Here is an 18,925-nt window from a genome sequence, read left to right as displayed (position 1 = left end):
GCTGGCGTACTTGCCGAAATTTTGGGGAAAACGAATGCGTTTTGTGTCTTTCAGGCCCGCGGCCTCAGTCCTCGCCACCACAGCGCTGTTGCTCATTGCCACCGCGCCTTCGCAGGCACAGACCAGGGCGGAGACGTTGCGCTATGTCACCGGCTCGGCCGTCAACACGCTCGATCCCAACATCCCCGGATCGACGCGCGAATCCTTCGCGCTGAGCATGAGCACCTATGATCGGCTGGTGGCGTTCGGCCGCAAGCAGCTCAACGGCAAATGGGTGTTCGATCTCGACACGATCACCGGCGAGCTCGCCGAATCCTACGACGTCAGCCCCGATGGCCTGAAGCTGACCTTCCGCTTGCGCAAGGACGCCAAGTTCCAGGATGGTTCGCCTGTCACGGCGGAAGACGTGAAATGGTCGCTCGATCGCTGCGTGACGGCGCCGATCCTCGGCAAGGCCCAGCTCCTGACGGGGTCGTTGACCTCGGCCGACCAGTTCAAGGTGATCGATCCCCTCACCATCGAGGTGACGCTGCCAAAGCCCGACAAGCTTGCGCTGCCGAATTTGGCGACCGTCTATCCCATGATCATCAACTCGAAGGTGGCAAAGGAGCACGCGACGGCGGATGACCCCTGGGCCACCGCATGGTTGAAGGAGCACACCGCCGGCAGCGGCGCCTATGTGGTCGAGACCTTCAAGCCCGGCGAGCAGGTCATCATCAAACGGGATGAGGCCTGGAATCGCGGTTCGGCCAACAAGCCCGCGTTCTTCAAGCGCGTGATCATTCAGTCGGTGCCGGAGCCGGCGACCCGCGCCAACCTCGTCGAGCGCGGCGATGCCGACCTCGTCGTCGATCTTCAGGCTAGCGACGTGCAGTCGCTCGAGGCCAAGGGCAAGCTCAAGGTGGTCTCGACCCCGCAGTACAATGCGATCACCTATGTCTCGATGAACAACCAGATGCCGCCGTTCGACAACGTCAATGTCCGCCGCGCGATCGCTTACGCGCTGCCCTATGACGACATGTTCAAGGCTGCTTTGTTCGGCCGCGGCGCGCCGCTGTTCGGCGCGACCTGGCCGGACGGCAAGCCGCTGAACGGCATCTATCCGTTCCAGCAGCCGGTGAAGCTCGACCTCGACAAGGCCAGGGAATATCTCAAGGCGGCCGGGCTCCCCGAGGGCTTCTCGACCACCTTCAGCTTCAACGTCGGCCAATCCTCGACCGCGGAGCCGATGGCCGCACTGGTGAAGGAGTCGCTCGGCAAGATCGGGATCAAGGTCGACATCCAGAAACTGCCGGATGCGCAGATGTCGACGCAGATCAACGAGAAGAAGCTTCCCTTCTACACCGAGGGCATCGTAGCGTGGCTGCCGTCGACCGATTACTTCTACCGCAACTTCTACACCGGCAATCAGCGCTGGAATTACAGCTCGATCAACAACCCGGATCTTGCCGCAATCGCGCAGGAGGCGCGTTTCGAGCCGGACAAGGCCAAGTATGAGGATGCCGGCCGCAAGCTCAACGCGATGCATGTCGACCTGATGCCGCAGATCATGCTGTGGCAGCCGAACCAGGATGCGGTGATGGCGTCGTCGGTCGAAGGCTACACCTACGAGTTCCACCGCCAGGTCGACTATCGCGACGTCAGCCGCAAGTGACATCGGACAACGAGAGGAGCTCCCAGAGGTGACGACCGGTCTTGGTGCAACCATGGTGCGGGCGGGCAGGCGGCTTCTGTCGTCGCTGCCGGCGTTGTTCGGTGTGCTGGTCTTCACCTTTCTCCTGATGCGGGTGCTGCCCGGCGACCCCGCCGTGTTCTTCGCCTCGGGGCCCAATGCCGGCAAGGAGGAGATCGAGCAGATCCGCAAGCAGATGGGGCTCGACAGGTCCGTGCCGGAGCAGCTCGTGTTCTATCTCTCCGACATCGGCCACGGCAATCTCGGCCGCTCCATGATGACGGGACAGCCGGTGCTGAAGGACCTGCGCGAGCGGCTGCCGGCCTCGCTGGAGCTCACCTTCACGGCGCTCCTGATCGCGCTGATCGCGGCGGTGCCGCTTGGCGTCGTCGCGGCGTTGAAGCCCGGCTCGATCGTCGATCACGGCGTGCGGCTGTTCTGCGCGCTCGGCGTCTGCGTGCCGACCTTCGTCTCGGGCCTGCTGTTGATCTATGTCTTCTACTACCTGCTCGGGCTCGCGCCGGATCCCACCGGGCGCATCGACGTCTTCACCTCGCTGCCGCCGCAGCGTACCGGCTTCCTGTCGATCGATTTCCTGCTTGCGGGTGATATCGAGGGCTGGTGGGCCGCCTGCAAGCAGCTGATCCTGCCGGCGGTGAGCATGGCCCTGTTCGTGATCGCGCCGTTGGCGCGGATCACGCGGGCCTCGATGCTGGTCTCGCTCGGCAGCGATTTCGTGCGCACCGCGCGCTCGGTCGGATTGTCCTGGCGCAAGGTGGTCGTCACCTATGCGCTGCGGAACGCGATCCTGCCCGTCATCACCATCGCCGGCATCGTGTTCTCGACCATGCTTGGCGCCAACGTCCTGGTGGAGAAGGTGTTCTCCTGGCCGGGCGTCGCTTCCTACGCGCTCGATGCGCTCTTATCCTCCGACTATGCGCCTGTGCAGGGCTTCGTGCTGCTGATGGCCAGCCTGTTCGTGCTGGTCAATCTCGTGGTCGACATCTGCTACGGCATCGCCGATCCCAGGGTGTCGATCGAATGACCAGCGCAACTCTCCGCCATTCGGTCTGGATCCTGCGCGGCAATCCGCTCACCGCCATTGCCGCGGCCGGCGTTGCGCTGTTCGTCCTGCTCGCGATATTCGGGCCGTGGATCGTGCCCTATGATCCCGTGGTCTCCAATGTCTCGGAGGCCCTTTTGCCGCCGAGCGCGGCGCATCTGGCCGGCACCGACCAGCTCGGGCGCGACGTCTTCAGCCGCCTCATCATCGCCGCGCGCCTCGATCTTGCCATTGCCGTCTCCGCGGTTGGCATCTCATTCGTGATCGGCGCCGTCGTCGGCGCGTTCTGCGGCTATGCCGGCGGCAAGCTCGACCGCGGCGTCGGCCGCTTCGTCGATGTGATGATGGCCTTTCCGCTGTTCGTGCTGGCGATGGCGATGGTTGCCGCCCTGGGCAACCGGATCGAGAACATCGTGATCGCGACCGCGATCATCAATCTTCCGTTCTACATCCGCTTCGCGCGCGCCGAGGTCAACGTCCGCCGCAATGTCGGCTGGGTGGAGGCCGCGCGTGCCTGCGGCGAGAGCCATTTCTCGGTGGTGCTGCGCTTCCTGTTGCCGAACATCCTGCCGGCGATGGCGGTGCAGATCTCGCTCAATCTCGGCTGGGCCATTCTCAATGCCGCCGGCCTGTCCTTCATCGGTCTCGGCGTCAAGCCGCCGACGCCGGAATGGGGCATCATGGTCGCGGAGGGCGCGCGCTTCATCTCGACCGGGCGGTGGTGGCTGGTGGCCTTTCCGGGTCTTGCGCTGATGATGGCCGTGCTGTGCTTCAATCTCCTCGGTGACGGGATGCGGGACATTCTCGACCCGCGGATGCGCACATGAGCGAGGAACTGCTAGGGATCAACGACCTCCACGTCTCGTTCTCGACGCGGCGCGGCATGGTCGAGGCCGTGCGCGGCGTGACGCTTTCGGTCGGGAAGGGCGAGATGCTCGGCCTCGTCGGCGAGAGCGGCTCGGGCAAGTCGGTCACCGGCTTCGCGACGACGCGGCTGCTCGATGCGGCCGGGCGCGTCACCGGCGGCAAGATCCTGTTTCGCGGGCGGGACGTCACAAAACTCAGGGGCGATGACCTCCGTCAGCTCCAGGGCGCCGCGATGTCGATGATCTTTCAGAATCCGCGGGCGGCGCTCAATCCGATCCGCGCGATCGGCCTGCAGATCGCGGATGCGATCCTCACGCATAAGAAGATATCGAAGGACGCCGCACGCGCCGAGGCGCTGGAGCTGCTGCGCGCCGTCCAGATCCGCGACCCCGAGACGCGGATGAACGCCTATCCGCACGAGCTGTCCGGCGGCATGTGCCAGCGTGTGATGATCGCGATCGCTATCTCGTGCAATCCTGCGCTGCTGATCGCCGACGAGCCGACCACCGGCCTCGACGTCACCACCCAGAAGGTGGTGATGGATCTGCTCGCAGATATTGCCGCCGCGCGCGGCATGGCGACGATCCTGATCACGCACGATCTCGGCCTCGCTGCGCGCTATTGCCGCCGCATCGCCGTGATGGAGCGCGGCCGCATCGTCGAGGAAGCGAGCCCCAAAAAGCTCTTCAGCGCACCGCAGCACGCCTATACCCGCCGCCTCGTGGCGGCATCGCCGACCGCGACGTCGCGGATCGAGGACCTCGTGACGGAAGAGGAGCGGGAGCGGCATGTGACGATCGTCAGCAAGCCAAGGCAGGAGCTGCCGCACGGGACGCCGCCGCTCCTCGAGGTGCGCAAGCTTGCCAAGCGTTTTGACCAGGGCTCCGCGGCGGTCGCGGATTTCTCGATGACGATGGCCGGCGGCGAGAGCGTCGGGCTCGTCGGCGAGTCCGGCTCCGGCAAGAGCACGACGTCGCGGATGATCTGCCGCCTGATCGACCCGAGCGAAGGCGATATCGTGTTCGACGGGCAGTCGATCGGCCACGTCGCCTCGCGCGACTTTCACCGTTCGCCCTTGCGCAAAGACATCCAGATGGTCTTCCAGGACCCGAACGAGAGCCTCAATCCACGCTTCACGGCGTTCGACTGCATCGCCCATCCCCTGATGCGGCTCGACGGCATGCGTGCGGGCGATGCGCTGCGCAAGCGTGTGGAGGAATGCGCGGAGCGGGTGGGCTTGCCGCTCGATCTGCTGCCGCGCTTTCCGCACCAGCTCTCCGGCGGCCAGAAGGCCCGCGTCGGCATTGCCCGCGCCATCGCCTGCCGGCCGCGGCTCTTGGTGCTGGACGAGCCGACCGCCGCGCTCGACGTTTCGGTGCAGGCGGTGGTGCTGCAACTGCTCGACCGTTTGCGCCGCGAGAATGACATCGCGCTGCTGTTCGTCAGCCACGATCTCAATGTCGTGCGCATGCTCTGCGACCGCACCATCGTGCTGCGTAACGGCGGCATCGTGGAGCAGGGGGAGAGCCGGGCGCTGTTCGACAACCCCAAGACCGACTACACGCGCAAGCTGGTCGAGGCGATTCCGCATATCGAGACCGGACCGGCGCTGGCGGCCGCGCTTTGACGCCTGAACCGGTCGAAATCCCGATGAGATCCCGCTGGCGAAGGCCCGGCTAGTGGCATACCATTTGCACGCCAACGGGTTCTGGTTTCACCTGCCTTTGGCCAACGATGGCCGGCATCACGGCACTACTGGGAGGATTTCATGGATCGCAGGACCGTATTGAAGGGACTGGCCGGCGCAGGCGGTCTGGCGTTGACCGGCATCTCGGCCCCGGCGATCGCACAAGGCGCCTCTGCGCGCACCCTGCGCTTCGTGCCGCAAGCCAACCTCGCCAATTTCGACCCCATCTGGGGTACACAATATGTTGTACGCAATGCTGCAGCGCTGGTCTGGGACACGCTCTACGGCGTCGATGCCAAGCTCCAGCCGCAGCGTCAGATGGTCGAGTCCGAGGAGACCACCGACGACGGCAAGACCTGGACCTTCAAGCTGCGCCCGGGTCTCAAGTTCCATGACGGCGAGCCCGTGCTGAGCAAGGACGTCGTCGCGAGCCTGTCGCGCTGGGCCGCGCGCGATCCAATGGGCCTGATGATCCTCGCTATCCAGCAGGAATTGACTGCGGTCGACGACCGCACCTTCAAATGGGTCCTGAAGCAGCCTTTCCCGAAAATGCTGTACGCGCTGGCCAAGAACAACGCGCCGTGCTCGTTCATCATGCCCGAGCGCATCGCGAAGACCGATCCATTCAAGCAGATCACCGAATATGTCGGCTCGGGTCCGATGAAGTTCGCCAAGAGCGAATGGGTGCCCGGCGCCAAGTCGGTGTTCGAGAAGTTCACCGATTACGTGCCGCGACAGGAGAAGGCGTCGTGGCTTGCCGGCGGCAAGAACATCCTGGTCGATCGCGTCGAGTGGCTGGTGATGCCGGATCCGGCCACCGCCGCCGCCGCCTTGCAGAACGGCGAGGTCGACTGGTGGGAGAACCCGATCTCCGATCTCGTGCCCGTGCTGAAGAAGAACAAGAACATCAACGTCGATATCGGCGATCCCCTCGGCAATATCGGCTCCTTCCGCATGAACCATCTGCACCCACCCTTCAACAATGTGAAGGCGAGGCGCGCGGTTCTGATGGCGTTGAGCCAGGAAGACTATATGCGTGCGCTGGTCGGCGACGATGATACGTTGTGGAAGCCGCTGCCCGGCTTTTTTACGCCGGACACACCGCTCTACACCGAGTTGGGCGGCGAGATACTGAAAGGAAAGCGCGATTTCGATGCGGCCAAGAAGCTGCTCGCCGAGAGCGGCTATTCCGGCCAGCCGGTCACATGCGTGGTCGCGCAGGACCAGTCGATCACGAAGGCGCAGGGCGACGTCACCGCGGATCTGCTCAAGAAGCTCGGCATGAATGTCGATTTCGTCGCGACCGATTGGGGCACGGTGGGCGCGCGCCGCGCGATGAAGACACCGCCGGGGCAGGGCGGCTGGAATATGTTCCACAGCTGGCACGCCGGCGCCGATTGCATCAATCCGGCCGCCTACACCGCCATCCGCGCCAATGGCGACAAGGCCTGGTTCGGCTGGCCCAACAGCCCGAACACCGAGAAGGAGATCACGGCCTGGTTCGACGCCAAGAATCTTGAGGAGGAGAAGGCCGCGATCGGGCAGGTCAACAAGGCGGCACTCGAGGATGTCGTCTACGCGCCGACGGGCTTCTTCCTGACCTACACGGCCTGGCGCAAGAACGTCTCCGGCATCACCAAGGGGCCGCTGCCGTTCTTCTGGAACGTGTCGAAATCCGCATGATGGTACGCTGAAGCCAGATGCTCTCTTACATCCTCCGTCGTATCGTCTCGACCTTGCCGGTGATGGCAATCGTCGCGCTGTTCGTGTTCAGCCTGCTCTACATCGCGCCGGGTGATCCCGCCGTGGTGATCGCGGGCGATCAGGCGAGCCCGGAGGATGTGGAGCGCATTCGCCAGGGCCTCGGCCTCGACCGGCCCTTCCTGATCCAGTTCGGAAGCTGGGTCTGGCGCATCCTGCACGGCGATCTCGGCACCTCGATCTTCACCAACCTTCCGGTCTCCGCGATGATCGGACAGCGTCTCGGACCGACGCTGTCGCTGATGACCGTCACGCTGCTGCTCACGATCGTGGTCGCGGTGCCGCTCGGCGTGGTGGCGGCGTGGAAGGCGGGAAGCCTGATCGACCGCGCCATCATGGCGTTCGCCGTGTTCGGGTTCTCGCTGCCTGTGTTCGTCGTCGGCTATGTCCTGGCCTACATCTTCGCGCTGGAGCTCGAATGGCTTCCCGTGCAGGGCTACACGCCGCTCACGGAGGGCTTCTGGCCATGGCTGCAAAACCTGATCCTGCCGTCGATCGCGCTGGGCTGCGTCTACATCGCGCTGATCGCGCGCATCACGCGTGCCACCATGCTCGAAGTCTTGCAGCAGGACTATATCCGCACCGCGCGCGCCAAGGGCCTCGGGCAGGGCGGCATCCTCTTCGTTCACGCGTTGAAGAATGCCGCCGTCCCGATCGTGACCGTGATCGGGATCGGCATCGCACTCCTGATCGGCGGCGCGGTCGTCACGGAAAGCGTGTTCGCGATTCCCGGCCTCGGCCGGCTCACGATCGACGCGATCCTGCGCCGCGACTATCCCGTCATCCAGGGCATCGTGCTTCTCTTCAGTTTCGTCTACGTCCTCGTCAATCTGATGATCGACGTCGTCTATACGCTCGTTGACCCGAGGATCCGCTATTGACCGATACGACCGTCACTCCGCAAGCGCTGCCGGCCGGCTTCGTTCTCGCGCCGCAACTGCCTGAAATCCTGCGGCCAGTCACGATCCGGCGCGGTTTCATCGGCCTCTTGCGCGGCCATCCCACCGTCGCGATCGGCGGTGCGCTGCTGCTGACGCTGGTTCTGATCGCGATCTTCGCGCCGTATCTCTGGACCGTCGATCCGACCGCACTCGCGCCCGCAAAGCGCACGCGTGCGCCCTCGGCGCTCTACTGGTTCGGCACCGACGTGCTCGGCCGCGACATCTATTCGCGCGTGATGTTCGGCGCGCGGGTCTCGCTCACGGTCGGCCTGTCGGTTGCGATCCTCGCATCCGCCGCGGGCCTCGCCATCGGCATCGTCTCCGGCTTCATCCGCTGGGCGGATGGCATCTTGATGCGCTTCATGGACGGATTGATGTCGATCCCGCCGATCCTGCTTGCGATTGCGCTGATGGCGCTGACGCGCGGCAGTGTCGGCAACGTCATCGTTGCCATCACCATCGCCGAGATCCCGCGGGTTTCCCGTCTTGTCCGTAGTGTGGTGCTGTCGCTGCGCGAGCAGCCCTATGTGGACGCCGCGGTCGCCTGTGGCACGCGCACGCCGATGATCATCCTGCGCCACATCCTGCCCAACACGCTGGCTCCGATGCTGGTTCAGGCGACTTACATCTGCGCCAGCGCCATGATCACGGAAGCGATCCTGTCCTTCATCGGGGCGGGCACGCCGCCGACCATTCCGTCCTGGGGCAACATCATGGCCGAAGGCCGCGCGCTGTGGCAGGTCAAGCCCTACATCGTGTTCTTCCCGGCGGCGTTTCTCTCCGTCACCGTGCTCGCCGTGAACCTGCTCGGCGACGGCCTTCGCGATGCGCTCGATCCGCGCATGGCCAAGACCCTCTGATGTCGAGAGGCTGATCGCGATGGCTTTGCTCGAAGTCGAGAACCTCCAGACCCACTTTCGCACGCCCGGCGGCATCAACCGCGCGGTCGACGGCGTGTCCTTTCATGTCAACGAAGGCGAGACGCTCGCCATCGTCGGCGAATCCGGCTGCGGCAAGTCGGTGACCTCGATGTCGCTGATGCGGCTGATTCCGGAGCCGCCGGGCAGGATCGCAGGCGCCGTCCGCTTTGCGGGCAGGGACCTGCTGCAACTGTCCGATCGCGAGATGCGCGCGATCCGCGGCAACGACATCTCGATGATCTTTCAGGAGCCGATGACGAGCCTCAATCCGGTTCTGACGGTCGGCCGCCAGATCCGCGAGACGCTGATGATCCATCAGGGCCTCGACAAGCAGGCGGCCGAGGCGCATGCGATCGAGATGCTGACGCTGGTCGGCATTCCCGAGCCGAAGCGGCGCGTGCGCGAATTTCCGCACCAGCTCTCCGGCGGCATGCGCCAGCGCGTGATGATCGCGATCGCGCTGGCCTGCAATCCAAAACTCCTGATCGCGGACGAGCCGACCACGGCGCTCGACGTGACCATCCAGGCGCAGATCCTGAAGCTGATGCTCGATCTCAAGCGCCGGGTCGGTGCGGCGATCATCCTGATCACCCACGATCTCGGCGTCGTCGCCGAGATCGCCGAGCGAGTCATGGTGATGTATGCCGGCCGCAAGGTCGAGGAGGCGCCGGTGGCCGAGCTGTTCCGCTCGCCGCGCCATCCCTATACGCAGGGCCTGCTCGGCGCTGTGCCGCGGCTCGGCTCGTCTCTAACGGGCACCGCGCGGCGGCTGGCCGAAATCCCGGGGCAGGTGCCTGATCTGCGCAAGCCCATCATCGGCTGCGTCTTTGCCGGCCGCTGCGCGCTCGCGACCGATCTCTGCCGCCAATATGCGCCTGGGCTCGAAGAGAAGGCGCCCCGCCACGTCGCCGCCTGCCACTACGCCGCCAAGGGGGCCATCGCGGCATGAGCCCTCCGCTGCTCCAGGTCAACGACCTCAAGAAGCATTTTCCGGTAAAAAAGGGCCTGTTCGGCCGCAAGTCCGAATATGTCTATGCCGTCGACGGTGTCTCGTTCGAAATCGCGAAGGGCGAGACGCTGTCGCTGGTCGGCGAGTCCGGTTGCGGCAAGTCGACGGTCGGCCGCGCCATCCTGCGGCTGTTCGACATCACCGCGGGCCAGGTGATCCTCGACGGCCAGCGCATCGACGACGCGCATCCGAGCACGATGCGCCAGATGCGCCGCCGCGTGCAGGTGGTGTTCCAGGATCCGTTCTCGAGCCTCAATCCGCGCATGCGCGTGCGCGACATCCTGGCCGAGCCGATCCGCAATTTCGGCCTCGCCAAGTCGGCAGCCGATCTAGAGACCCGTGTGACGGCGCTGATGGACACCGTGCGGCTGCCGCGCGAGGCGCTCAACCGCCGGCCGCACGAATTCTCCGGCGGCCAGCGTCAGCGCATCGGTATCGCGCGGGCGCTCGCCGCCGAGCCCGAGCTGATCGTCTGCGACGAGGCGGTCTCCGCGCTCGACGTCTCGGTCAAGGCGCAGATCGTCAATCTCCTGCAGGACCTGCAGCGCGAGTTCGGCCTGGCGCTGCTGTTCATCAGCCATGACCTCGCGATTGTCGAGCATATGACCCACCGCGTCGCGGTGATGTATCTCGGCAAGATCGTCGAGGTCGCGCCACGCCGCGAGATCTTTGCCGCGCCAAGGCATCCCTATACCAAGGCGTTGCTCTCCGCGGTCCCGCTGCCCGAGCCCGGCGCCCAGCGCAATCCCATCATCCTCAAGGGGGACGTGCCGAGCCCGATCAACCCGCCGAGCGGGTGCCGCTTCCACACCCGTTGCCCATACGTCTTCGATCGCTGCCGGACGGAGGAGCCGACGCTGCGTTCGACCGGGCCTGAGCAATGGGTGGCCTGTCACCTCGAAGAGGCGCCGTAGGCCCTTCAACCCTGGCGGCGCAGGAAGCCCGTGATCGTGACTTTCTCCCAGATGCCGGCTGCGGCGAAGGGATCGGCGCGGTTGAAGGCTTCGACCTCGGCGCGGCCGGGCGCCTCGATCAGGAACAGGCTGCCGATCATGTTCGCGCCATCGTCGGAGACCAGCGGCCCCGACATCACGATCTTGACGCCGAAGCGCGATGTGTCGCTCAGGAAGGCCTTGTGCGCGTCGTAATTGGCGAGCCGGGTCGGCAGCGCGCCGGTGCGGTCGAGGGCGTGAATGGCGAACAGCATGATGTCTCCGTTGACGTGTCGGTGTTCTTGGGACGCTTCTTGGGACGGCCGCGAAGGCGGCCGTCCGCGCTTGTGATCAGCGGTTGGGCTACTTGGCGCCGAGCTTGCCGGCGTCCTCGAAGGTCGGGCAGGTCCGCTGCTCCAGCGGTACGTCGAACGGCTGGTAATTGTCCTTGGTGATAACGGTCGGCTTCAGCACGATCTCGGCGATGACAGGCTGGTTGCGCAAGCTGCGGATCGCCATCATGGTGCCCAGGCACCCTTGCGCAAATCCGTTGTAGTCGCCGCTCGCAAGCAGCTTGCCGGACTTGATCGCGTCGATCGCCTCCTTGGTGCCGTTGATGCCGATCACCTGCGCCTTGCGATTGGCACCGTCGAGCGCCTCGATCGCGCCGACCGCCATGGCGTCGTTGGCCGCCAGCACCCCGTCGATCTGCGAATTCGACTGCATCAGGTTTTCCATGACCTGGAGCGCCTGCAGCCGCTGGTAGTTGCCGGGCTGCGAAGCCAGCAGCTTGGCGCCCGAATTCTCCTTCAGCGCGTCGTTGAAGCCGCGGACGCGATCGACATTGGTCAGCGAGCCTTTGACGCCCTCGATGATGACGATGTTGCCCTTGCCGCCGAGTGTCTTGAGCATGAAGCGCGCGGTTTCGAGGCCAAGGCTGTAATCGTCGGCACCGACGAAGGAGAGGAACTTGCCGCCGGCGGAGCGGTCGGTGATGTTGACGACGGGGATTTTGGCTTCGTTGATCTTCTCGACGCCCGGCACCATCGCCTTGTAGTCGACCGGCGTGAAGACGATTGCGCTCGGCTTCTTCACCACGACGTCCTCGATCTGGCTGAGCTGCTCGGGGATCGAATCCGGCTTGGTCGGAATGTATTGCAGCGTCTTCGCGTTCAGCGCTTTCGCCATGTTGTCGGCACCGACCCGCACCGTCTGGAAGAACGGATTGGTCTGGTTCTTTGTGAACACGGCGATGGTCTCGCCGTCGGCGCGCGCTTGCGTGGTGAACGCGGCCGCCAGCAGCAGCGGCAGCGCCAGATAACCCAGTGTCTGTTTCATGTAGCCTCCATCCCTCATTTTGCTTGTTGGATTTCTAACAGTTCATTGCGCGCGTCGGCGGGTCTTCATGTCGAGCCAGACCGCGAGAATGACGATGATGCCGGTGACCAGCGGCTGCCAGTTGGCGCTGACCGACAACAGGTTCATGCCGTTCAGCACCAGCGTCAGGATCAGCGCGCCGATGAAGGTGCCGAACACGGTGCCGACCCCTCCGAACAGCGAGGTTCCGCCGATCAGCACGGCCGCGATCGCGGGCAGCGTCAAGCTTTCGCCGATGTCGGCTTCGGCCGAATTGAGGCGCGACAGGAAGATGATCGAGGCCAGCCCCGCCATGGTGCCTGATACCGCGTAGACCAGCAGCAATCGCCGTGCGACCGGAATGCCGGAGAGGCGGGCGGCGACCGGATTGGCGCCGATCGCATAGATCTCCTGACCCCAGATCGTGCGTTGCGCGAACAGCGTCCCGATCCCGAGGAACACCAGCAGCAGATAGACCGGGATCGGTAGGCCGAACAAATAGCCGCTGCCGATCTGGCGGAAGCCGGCCGGGAAGCCGTGCAGGGTTTCGCCCGCCATGTACCAGTAGGTGAGGCCGTTCAGCACCCAGAGCATGCCATAGGTGGCGATGAAGGAGGGGATGCGCAGCGCGGTGACCATGATGCCGTTGAGCAGGCCGACGATGCCGCCGCAGGCGAGCCCGGTGAGGATGCCGAGCGCCGGCGAGCCGGTCTTGTGGATCACGGTGCCGGCGATACAGGCCGACAGCGCGACATTGGCGCCGACGGAGAGATCGAGGCCGGCGGTGAGCACCACCAGCGTCAGGCCCGAGGCGATGAAGAAGGTCAGGCTCGCTTGTCTCAGCACGTTGAGGATGTTGCCGAGGCTCAGGAAGGAATCGCTGAGCACGGCCAGCACCGCGCAGATCAGCAGCGCCGCGAGCAGGCGGTAGAACACCTGGATCGCGTCCTGCGACAGGAACGAGCGGGGCGGCGAGAGGGCCTCTTTGGAGATGTCGGTCATGCGCGGCTCCTGAGGCCGTCGAGGAACAGAGCGACGATGACGAGGACGCCGACGCTTGCGACCTGCACCGAAGAGGGCATCGAGATCAGGTTGAGCCCGTTGCGAAGCACGCCGACCGCGATCACGCCGAGCAGGGTGCCAAGCAGCCAGCCATTGCCGCGCTCGAACGAGGTGCCGCCGACCGCGACGGCTGCGATGGCATCGAATTCGAGGCCGAGGCCGGCGGTGGGATGGCCGGAATTCATGCGCGCGGTCATCAGCAGGCCCGCGATGCCGGCCATGGCGCCGCCGATCGCATAGACCGCGATCAGCAGCTTGTTTGGCGAGAGGCCGGCATAGCGCAGCGCCTCGCGGTTGCCGCCGAGCGCGAAGATGTAGGTGCCGAAGCGGGTGTGGTAGAGCAGTCCGTGGAAGGCCGCGTAGGTCACCAGTGCCATCACGATGGGCATCGGCACGCCGAGAAGTGTCGCCGAATAGATGTCGCGCACGCTGTGGGGGATGCCGACCACGCTCTGGCCGTCGCTGACGATCAGCGACAGGCCCTGCGCCATGCCGAGCGTGCCGAGTGTCGCGACGAAGGGCGGAATGCCGATGATGGCGACCAGCCAGCCGTTGGCGAAGCCGAAGGCTGCGCCGACCAGAAGCCCGGCGCCGAGGCCCAGCAGCATCGACTTGGTCGCGAGCGACACGATGGCGACGCAGAGCGAGGTCAGCGTCAGCACCGCACCCATCGACAGGTCCAACCCCTCGGTCATGATGATCAAGGTCATCGGCAGCGCCAGCATGGTCAGGATGGTCGATTGCACCAGCACGTTGGAGAGGTTGGCGACCGACAGGAAGCCGGGCGCGACCGCACTGAACAGCGCGATCAGCAGCACCAGCACAATGGCAACGCCGGGAATGCGCTGCAGCGGATTGGGTTGTGAGACGACTGCGGCTTCACGCATGATGCATCCCCAGTCGCACGATGTTCTCCTCGGTCAGCTCGCTGCGGGTCAGGTGTCCGGCGATGCGACCCTCGCGCATCACATAAGCGCGGTCGCAGACATGGCAGATCTCGACCTGCTCGGACGAGATCATCAAGGCCGCCGCGCCTTCGGCGACCAGCCGGTCGATCAGCGCAAAGATCTCGGACTTGGCGCCGATGTCGATGCCGCGCGTCGGCTCGTCGAAGATGAAGAGCTTCGAGCCGGCCGCCAGCCACTTGCCGATCACGACCTTCTGCTGGTTGCCGCCCGAGAGCAGGCCGACGGTCTGGCGCGCGCTTGGCGTGGCAATGCGCAACTGCCGGATCAGGCTGTCGGAGGTGCGCTGCGCGCTGCGCTGATCGAACAGGCCGCTCGGGAACAGCTTCTTCAATGCCGACACGACGAGATTGTCGCTTACCGACCGCAGCAAGGCGAGGCCCTCGCTCTTGCGGCTCTCCGGAATCAGCGCGATGCCGCGGCGGGCGGCAAGGTCAGGCTCGCCGGAGATGGCCTTGCCGTCGAAAATGATCTCGCCTGATGTCACGGCATCGGCGCCGAAGATGGCGCGGGCGACCTCGCTGCGGCCGGAACCGACGAGGCCGCACAGGCCGACGATCTCGCCCCGGCGCACCTCGATGTTGATGTCGGAGATGCCGGTCGACGAGCTCAAGCCCTTGACCTCGAGCAGCAGCTCGCCGGGCTTGTCGGCAAAACTGCGCGGATAGGTCATGTCGACGTTGCGGCCGACCATCATGCGGACGAGCTGGTCCGGCGTGACGTCTGCGGGGCGAACGCCATCGATGCGGCGGCCGTCGCGCATCACCGTGATGCGGTCGCCGAGCGCGAACACCTCCGCCATCCGGTGCGAGATGTAGACGATGGACACGCCGTCGGCCTTCAGCCGCGCGATCAGGGCGAACAGCAGCTCGGTCTCGCGGTCGGACAGCGCCGCCGTCGGCTCGTCCATGACCAGGATGCGCGCGTTCTGGCTGATCGCCTTCGCGATCTCGACCATCTGCTGCTGTGCCACCCCTAACTTGTCGACGGTGGTGGAGGGATCGATGTCGAATCCGATCGTGCCGAGCACGCGCCTCGCGTCGGCCAGGATCTTGCGGCGGTCGATGGTGCCGGGAATGCGGCCCTTCGGCTCGCGGCCAAGGAAGATATTTTGCGCGATATCGAGATGGGGGACCAGCGAGAATTCCTGGAAGATCACGGCGATGCCGAGCTTCTGCGCATCCGCGGTCGAAGAGATCGCGACCTTGTTGCCCTCATAATAGAACTCGCCGGCATCGGCGCGGTAGGCGCCGCACAGCACCTTCATCAGGCTCGACTTGCCGGCGCCGTTCTCCCCCAACAGCATATGGACTTCGCCGGGGAAGACGGCGAAAGACACGTCATCCAGCGCCTTGACGCCGGGAAACTCCTTGCTGATGCCGCGCAGCTCCAGCAGCGGCGTGGGTGAGGCGGGCTCGATGGCCAATGCGGCGCTGCTCATGCGTGCACTCCGCTCGCAAAGATCTTTCCGGGATTCATCAGTCCATCAGGATCGAGCGCGGTCTTGATCGACTTCATCACGTCGACGGCCTCGCCGAGCTCGTCAGCGAGATAGTCGATCTTGCCGAGCCCGATGCCGTGCTCGCCGGTGCAGGTGCCGTCCATGGCGATGGCGCGGGCGACCATGCGGGCCTGAAGCGCCTTGGCGCCCTCGGCCTCGTCCGGCTTGGCCGGGTCGATCAGGATCAGCATGTGGAAATTGCCGTCGCCGACATGGCCGACGATCGGGGCGGTAAAGCCGTGCTCGTCCGCGTCGCGCCTGGTCTCGGTCAGGCATTCGGCCAGCCGCGAGATCGGCACGCAGACATCGGTGATCACGGCGCGTGCGCCGGGCCGCAGGCCCAGGCCCGCATAAAGCGTGTTGTCGCGGGCGTGCCAGAGCCGGCTGCGGTCTTCCTGCGCCTTGGCCCAGGCGAAGCCATGGCCGCCATGGTCGGCGGCGATCGCCTGCGCGGCTTCGGCCTGCTCGGCAACGGAGGTCTCGGAGCCATGGAATTCGAAGAACAGGGTGGGGGCTTCGCGATAGCCGAGCTTCGCGTAGGCGTTGATGCCGCGCATCATGACGTCGTCGAGCAGCTCGATGCGTGCCACGGGGATCGCGGACTGGATCACGGAGATCGCGGTGTCCACGGCATCGTGCAGGGTGTCGAAGCTGCAGACAGCGGCCGAGATCGCCTGCGGAACCGGGTGCACTTTCAAGGTGACTTCGGTGATGACGCCGAGCGTACCCTCCGCGCCGACGAGCATCCGCGTCAGGTCATAGCCGGCGGCCGATTTGCGCGCGCGCCTTGCGGTCCGGATCACGCGCCCGTCGGCCAGCACCACCTCCAGCGCCATGACATTGTCCTTCATGGTGCCGTAGCGCACTGCCATGGTGCCGGACGCACGCGTGGAGGTCATGCCGCCGATCGAGGCGTCGGCACCCGGGTCGATCGGAAAGAAAAGTCCGGTGCCGCGCAGCTCCGCATTGAGCTGCTTTCGCGTGATGCCGGGCTGCACCACGACGTCCATGTCGCTCTCGTGCACCGTCAGCACCTTGTTCATGCGCGCGAAGTCGAAGCAGACGCCGCCGGCGACCGCGGCCGCATTGCCTTCGAGCGAGGTGCCCGCACCGAACGGGACGATCGGCATGCCCGCGCTGGCGCAGAGCTTCACGATGTCCGCAACCTCCCGCGTGGTTTCGGGGAAGACCACGATGTCCGGCGGCAAATTGCGATAATGCGATTCGCTCTGCCCGTGCTGATCGAGCACGCCGCGCGCAACGCTCGCGCGCGGGCCGATCATGCCGGTGAGGCGATCGGCCAATATGCTCGTGCTGACCCGCGGTCCCATCCTTGCTCCTCGTCTGCTCCCTGTTGCCGGACTCTTGTTGGTCCTTCGTTTAGCCTAGGCGGCTCTCGCATTGCTCGCGACCTGCTTCAGGCCGAAATCGTAATTGAGGTGGAAATAATCGCGCTCCACCATGCGACCATCCGGCGCACGGCCGGCGGGGTGGCCAGTGAATTCGCGGATCAGGCTGTCCTTGACGCCGAACACCACGTCGCTGTCGAGATATTTGTCGCCGGCGACGAACACATGGGTCACGAGCTGCTCGAAACCGGGCGCCGAGATCATGAAATGCACGTGCGCGGGGCGCCAGGGATGGCGGCCCTGTACCTCCAGCATCTCGCCGACGGGGCCGTCATGCGGGATCGGATAGGCGGCCGGCTTGATCGACCAGAAATGGAAACGGCCATTGGCGTCGGTATGGAAGCGCGCGCGCATCGCGAGATCGCCGATGTCGTCGAGCTGCTGCACGTCGTAATAGCCGTCGTCGTCGGAATGCCAGACATCCACGATGGCGCCCGCAAGCGGTTGTCCGTCGACGGTCGAGACCGAGCCGGTGACCAGCATCGGATCGCCTTCCATCGGCCCCGAGATATCGGCGCCGCTGTCCTTCTCCGGCGCGGCCTGGACGAAGAACGGGCCGAGCACCGTCGTCTCGGTCGCACCTTCCGGCACGGGATGGTTGATCGCGTCGACCAGCATGGAGACGCCGAGCGTGTCGGACAGCAGGATGAACTCCTGGCGCTTGTCGTCGCACATGTGACCGGTGCGTGTCAGGAAATCGATGCCGTATTCCCATTCCTTCTGGGTCGGCCGGATCTCACGGACGAAGGCATGAAGGTGGCGCACCAGCGCCTCGCTGACCTCTTTGATGCGTGGATCGGCTGCGTCCTTGATCCGCTCCAGCACCGCGTCGGTGATCGTAGTCTCGTTGAAATTGCGCATCGGTGTCTCCGCGATCAGAGTTTGGGCTCGCCAAGCCCGGACAGACGTTCCAGGTGCTTGACGGTCGCGATGAAGTCGGTGTCGCCGTCGCCCTGCGCGACCAGCGAGCCATAGGTCTCGCGCACCTGTGCCGCGAGTTGCAGCGGCACGCCTACGGCGTGGCCGGCGCCGAGGATGAGATCGAGATCCTTGGCCATCTGCTTGCACGAGAAAGTCGACTCGAAATCGCGTGTCCGCAGCGGTGCGGTCTTGTACTTCACCATCGGCGAGGCGACCGCGCTATCGTCGAGCACCTTCAAGATGTCCTGCCAGGCGATGCCGCCCTTGCGCGCCAGTGCCAGGCTCTCGGCCATCATCGCCGCCGACACCGCGATCATCAGATTGACCGAGAGCTTTGCGTAGCGCGCTTCCTCGGCCGGCCCGAGATAGGTCTGGGCGCGGGTGAAGGCGGCGAACAGCGGCTTGGCGTTGTCGAAGGCATCTTTCGGCCCGGAGACGAAGCATGTCAGCGCACCCGTGTGAACGATGCTGGCATTGCCGGAGACCGGCGAACGCAGATAGGCAATGCTGCGGGCTTGAGCAGCGGCCGCAACTTCGGTGGAAGCCTCGACGCTCACGGTGCTGGTCTCGATCAGAACCGATCCGGCCGCCATCGCGGCGATCAGGCCGGCGGGGCCGAGCAGCGCGCCGCGCAAGGCGGCGTCATCCGGCAGGGACGTGATGACCGCGGCCTTGCCGCTCACGGCTTCGGCGGGCGAAGCGGCAATCGAAATGCCTTGCGCACGCGCCTCGTTGATCCGGGCTGCGCTCTGATCGAATGCGGTCACTGCGTAGCCGGCCTTGGCGACGAGCGCCGACATCGGCAGGCCCATCTTGCCGATCCCGATGAAAGCGACATTCCTTGAAGCGTCGGTCATTG

The 18,925-nt window shown here is 65.2% G+C and carries 17 protein-coding genes; 9 read left to right on the top strand and 8 right to left on the bottom strand.

Annotated features, from left to right (window positions below):
- Positions 1-34: 34 nt before the first annotated feature.
- The 9 genes from BJ6T_RS31025 to BJ6T_RS30985 all read left to right on the top strand — a co-directional run bounded on the left by BJ6T_RS31025 (position 35) and on the right by BJ6T_RS30985 (position 10,834).
- A complete protein-coding gene (locus BJ6T_RS31025; RefSeq protein ID WP_014496514.1) occupies positions 35-1,654 on the top strand; it encodes an ABC transporter substrate-binding protein in 1,620 nt (539 codons plus the stop codon).
- Between the two features lie 28 nt (positions 1,655-1,682).
- Positions 1,683-2,717, top strand: a complete 1,035-nt coding sequence (locus BJ6T_RS31020; RefSeq protein ID WP_014496513.1) for an ABC transporter permease — start codon at positions 1,683-1,685, stop codon at positions 2,715-2,717.
- Positions 2,714-3,562, top strand: a complete 849-nt coding sequence (locus BJ6T_RS31015) for an ABC transporter permease (protein WP_014496512.1) — start codon at positions 2,714-2,716, stop codon at positions 3,560-3,562. Before BJ6T_RS31020 ends, BJ6T_RS31015 begins: the two co-directional genes overlap by 4 nt.
- The gene (nikE, locus tag BJ6T_RS31010; protein ID WP_014496511.1) at positions 3,559-5,229 is read left to right on the top strand and encodes a nickel ABC transporter ATP-binding protein NikE; all 1,671 of its coding nucleotides are present in this window, start codon (positions 3,559-3,561) and stop codon (positions 5,227-5,229) included. Before BJ6T_RS31015 ends, nikE begins: the two co-directional genes overlap by 4 nt.
- A gap of 141 nt (positions 5,230-5,370) precedes the next feature.
- Positions 5,371-6,972 carry an ABC transporter substrate-binding protein gene (locus tag BJ6T_RS31005; RefSeq protein WP_014496510.1) on the top strand — a complete coding sequence of 534 codons (1,602 nt, stop codon included), beginning with the start codon at positions 5,371-5,373 and terminating at the stop codon, positions 6,970-6,972.
- Positions 6,973-6,989: 17 nt separating this feature from the next.
- On the top strand, positions 6,990-7,931 hold the full coding sequence (locus BJ6T_RS31000) for an ABC transporter permease (RefSeq protein ID WP_014496509.1): 942 nt from the start codon (positions 6,990-6,992) through the stop codon (positions 7,929-7,931).
- The gene (locus tag BJ6T_RS30995; protein ID WP_014496508.1) at positions 7,928-8,851 is read left to right on the top strand and encodes an ABC transporter permease; all 924 of its coding nucleotides are present in this window, start codon (positions 7,928-7,930) and stop codon (positions 8,849-8,851) included. Before BJ6T_RS31000 ends, BJ6T_RS30995 begins: the two co-directional genes overlap by 4 nt.
- A gap of 19 nt (positions 8,852-8,870) precedes the next feature.
- Positions 8,871-9,860, top strand: coding sequence for an ABC transporter ATP-binding protein (locus BJ6T_RS30990; RefSeq protein ID WP_014496507.1), 990 nt, complete (start codon positions 8,871-8,873; stop codon positions 9,858-9,860).
- The gene (locus BJ6T_RS30985; RefSeq protein ID WP_014496506.1) at positions 9,857-10,834 is read left to right on the top strand and encodes an ABC transporter ATP-binding protein; all 978 of its coding nucleotides are present in this window, start codon (positions 9,857-9,859) and stop codon (positions 10,832-10,834) included. The genes BJ6T_RS30990 and BJ6T_RS30985 overlap by 4 nt, the downstream gene beginning before the upstream one ends.
- A 5-nt stretch (positions 10,835-10,839) precedes the next feature.
- On the opposite strand, the gene BJ6T_RS30980 is transcribed toward BJ6T_RS30985, so the two are convergent.
- The 8 genes from BJ6T_RS30980 to BJ6T_RS30945 all read right to left on the bottom strand — a co-directional run bounded on the left by BJ6T_RS30980 (position 10,840) and on the right by BJ6T_RS30945 (position 18,923).
- The gene (locus BJ6T_RS30980) at positions 10,840-11,127 is read right to left on the bottom strand and encodes a YciI family protein (RefSeq protein WP_014496505.1); all 288 of its coding nucleotides are present in this window, start codon (positions 11,125-11,127) and stop codon (positions 10,840-10,842) included.
- Between the two features lie 88 nt (positions 11,128-11,215).
- The gene (locus BJ6T_RS30975; RefSeq protein WP_014496504.1) at positions 11,216-12,190 is read right to left on the bottom strand and encodes a sugar ABC transporter substrate-binding protein; all 975 of its coding nucleotides are present in this window, start codon (positions 12,188-12,190) and stop codon (positions 11,216-11,218) included.
- Between the two features lie 42 nt (positions 12,191-12,232).
- On the bottom strand, positions 12,233-13,210 hold the full coding sequence (locus BJ6T_RS30970; protein WP_014496503.1) for an ABC transporter permease: 978 nt from the start codon (positions 13,208-13,210) through the stop codon (positions 12,233-12,235).
- On the bottom strand, positions 13,207-14,157 hold the full coding sequence (locus tag BJ6T_RS30965; protein ID WP_014496502.1) for an ABC transporter permease: 951 nt from the start codon (positions 14,155-14,157) through the stop codon (positions 13,207-13,209). The genes BJ6T_RS30970 and BJ6T_RS30965 overlap by 4 nt, the downstream gene beginning before the upstream one ends.
- Complete coding sequence (locus BJ6T_RS30960) at positions 14,150-15,676, bottom strand: sugar ABC transporter ATP-binding protein (RefSeq protein WP_014496501.1); 1,527 nt, start codon at positions 15,674-15,676, stop codon at positions 14,150-14,152. The genes BJ6T_RS30965 and BJ6T_RS30960 overlap by 8 nt, the downstream gene beginning before the upstream one ends.
- Positions 15,673-17,067 carry an FAD-linked oxidase C-terminal domain-containing protein gene (locus BJ6T_RS30955; RefSeq protein WP_014496500.1) on the bottom strand — a complete coding sequence of 465 codons (1,395 nt, stop codon included), beginning with the start codon at positions 17,065-17,067 and terminating at the stop codon, positions 15,673-15,675. The genes BJ6T_RS30960 and BJ6T_RS30955 overlap by 4 nt, the downstream gene beginning before the upstream one ends.
- A gap of 54 nt (positions 17,068-17,121) precedes the next feature.
- Positions 17,122-18,006 carry an intradiol ring-cleavage dioxygenase gene (locus tag BJ6T_RS30950; RefSeq protein ID WP_014496499.1) on the bottom strand — a complete coding sequence of 295 codons (885 nt, stop codon included), beginning with the start codon at positions 18,004-18,006 and terminating at the stop codon, positions 17,122-17,124.
- Positions 18,007-18,020: 14 nt separating this feature from the next.
- Positions 18,021-18,923 carry an NAD(P)-dependent oxidoreductase gene (locus BJ6T_RS30945; protein ID WP_028169619.1) on the bottom strand — a complete coding sequence of 301 codons (903 nt, stop codon included), beginning with the start codon at positions 18,921-18,923 and terminating at the stop codon, positions 18,021-18,023.
- Positions 18,924-18,925: the final 2 nt, after the last annotated feature.

Origin of the sequence: Bradyrhizobium japonicum USDA 6 (assembly GCF_000284375.1) — a bacterium.
In the GTDB taxonomy this organism is placed as follows: domain Bacteria; phylum Pseudomonadota; class Alphaproteobacteria; order Rhizobiales; family Xanthobacteraceae; genus Bradyrhizobium; species Bradyrhizobium japonicum.
The sequence above is the reverse complement of the archived record's forward strand: the minus strand, read 5'-3'. Positions and strand labels throughout refer to the sequence as shown.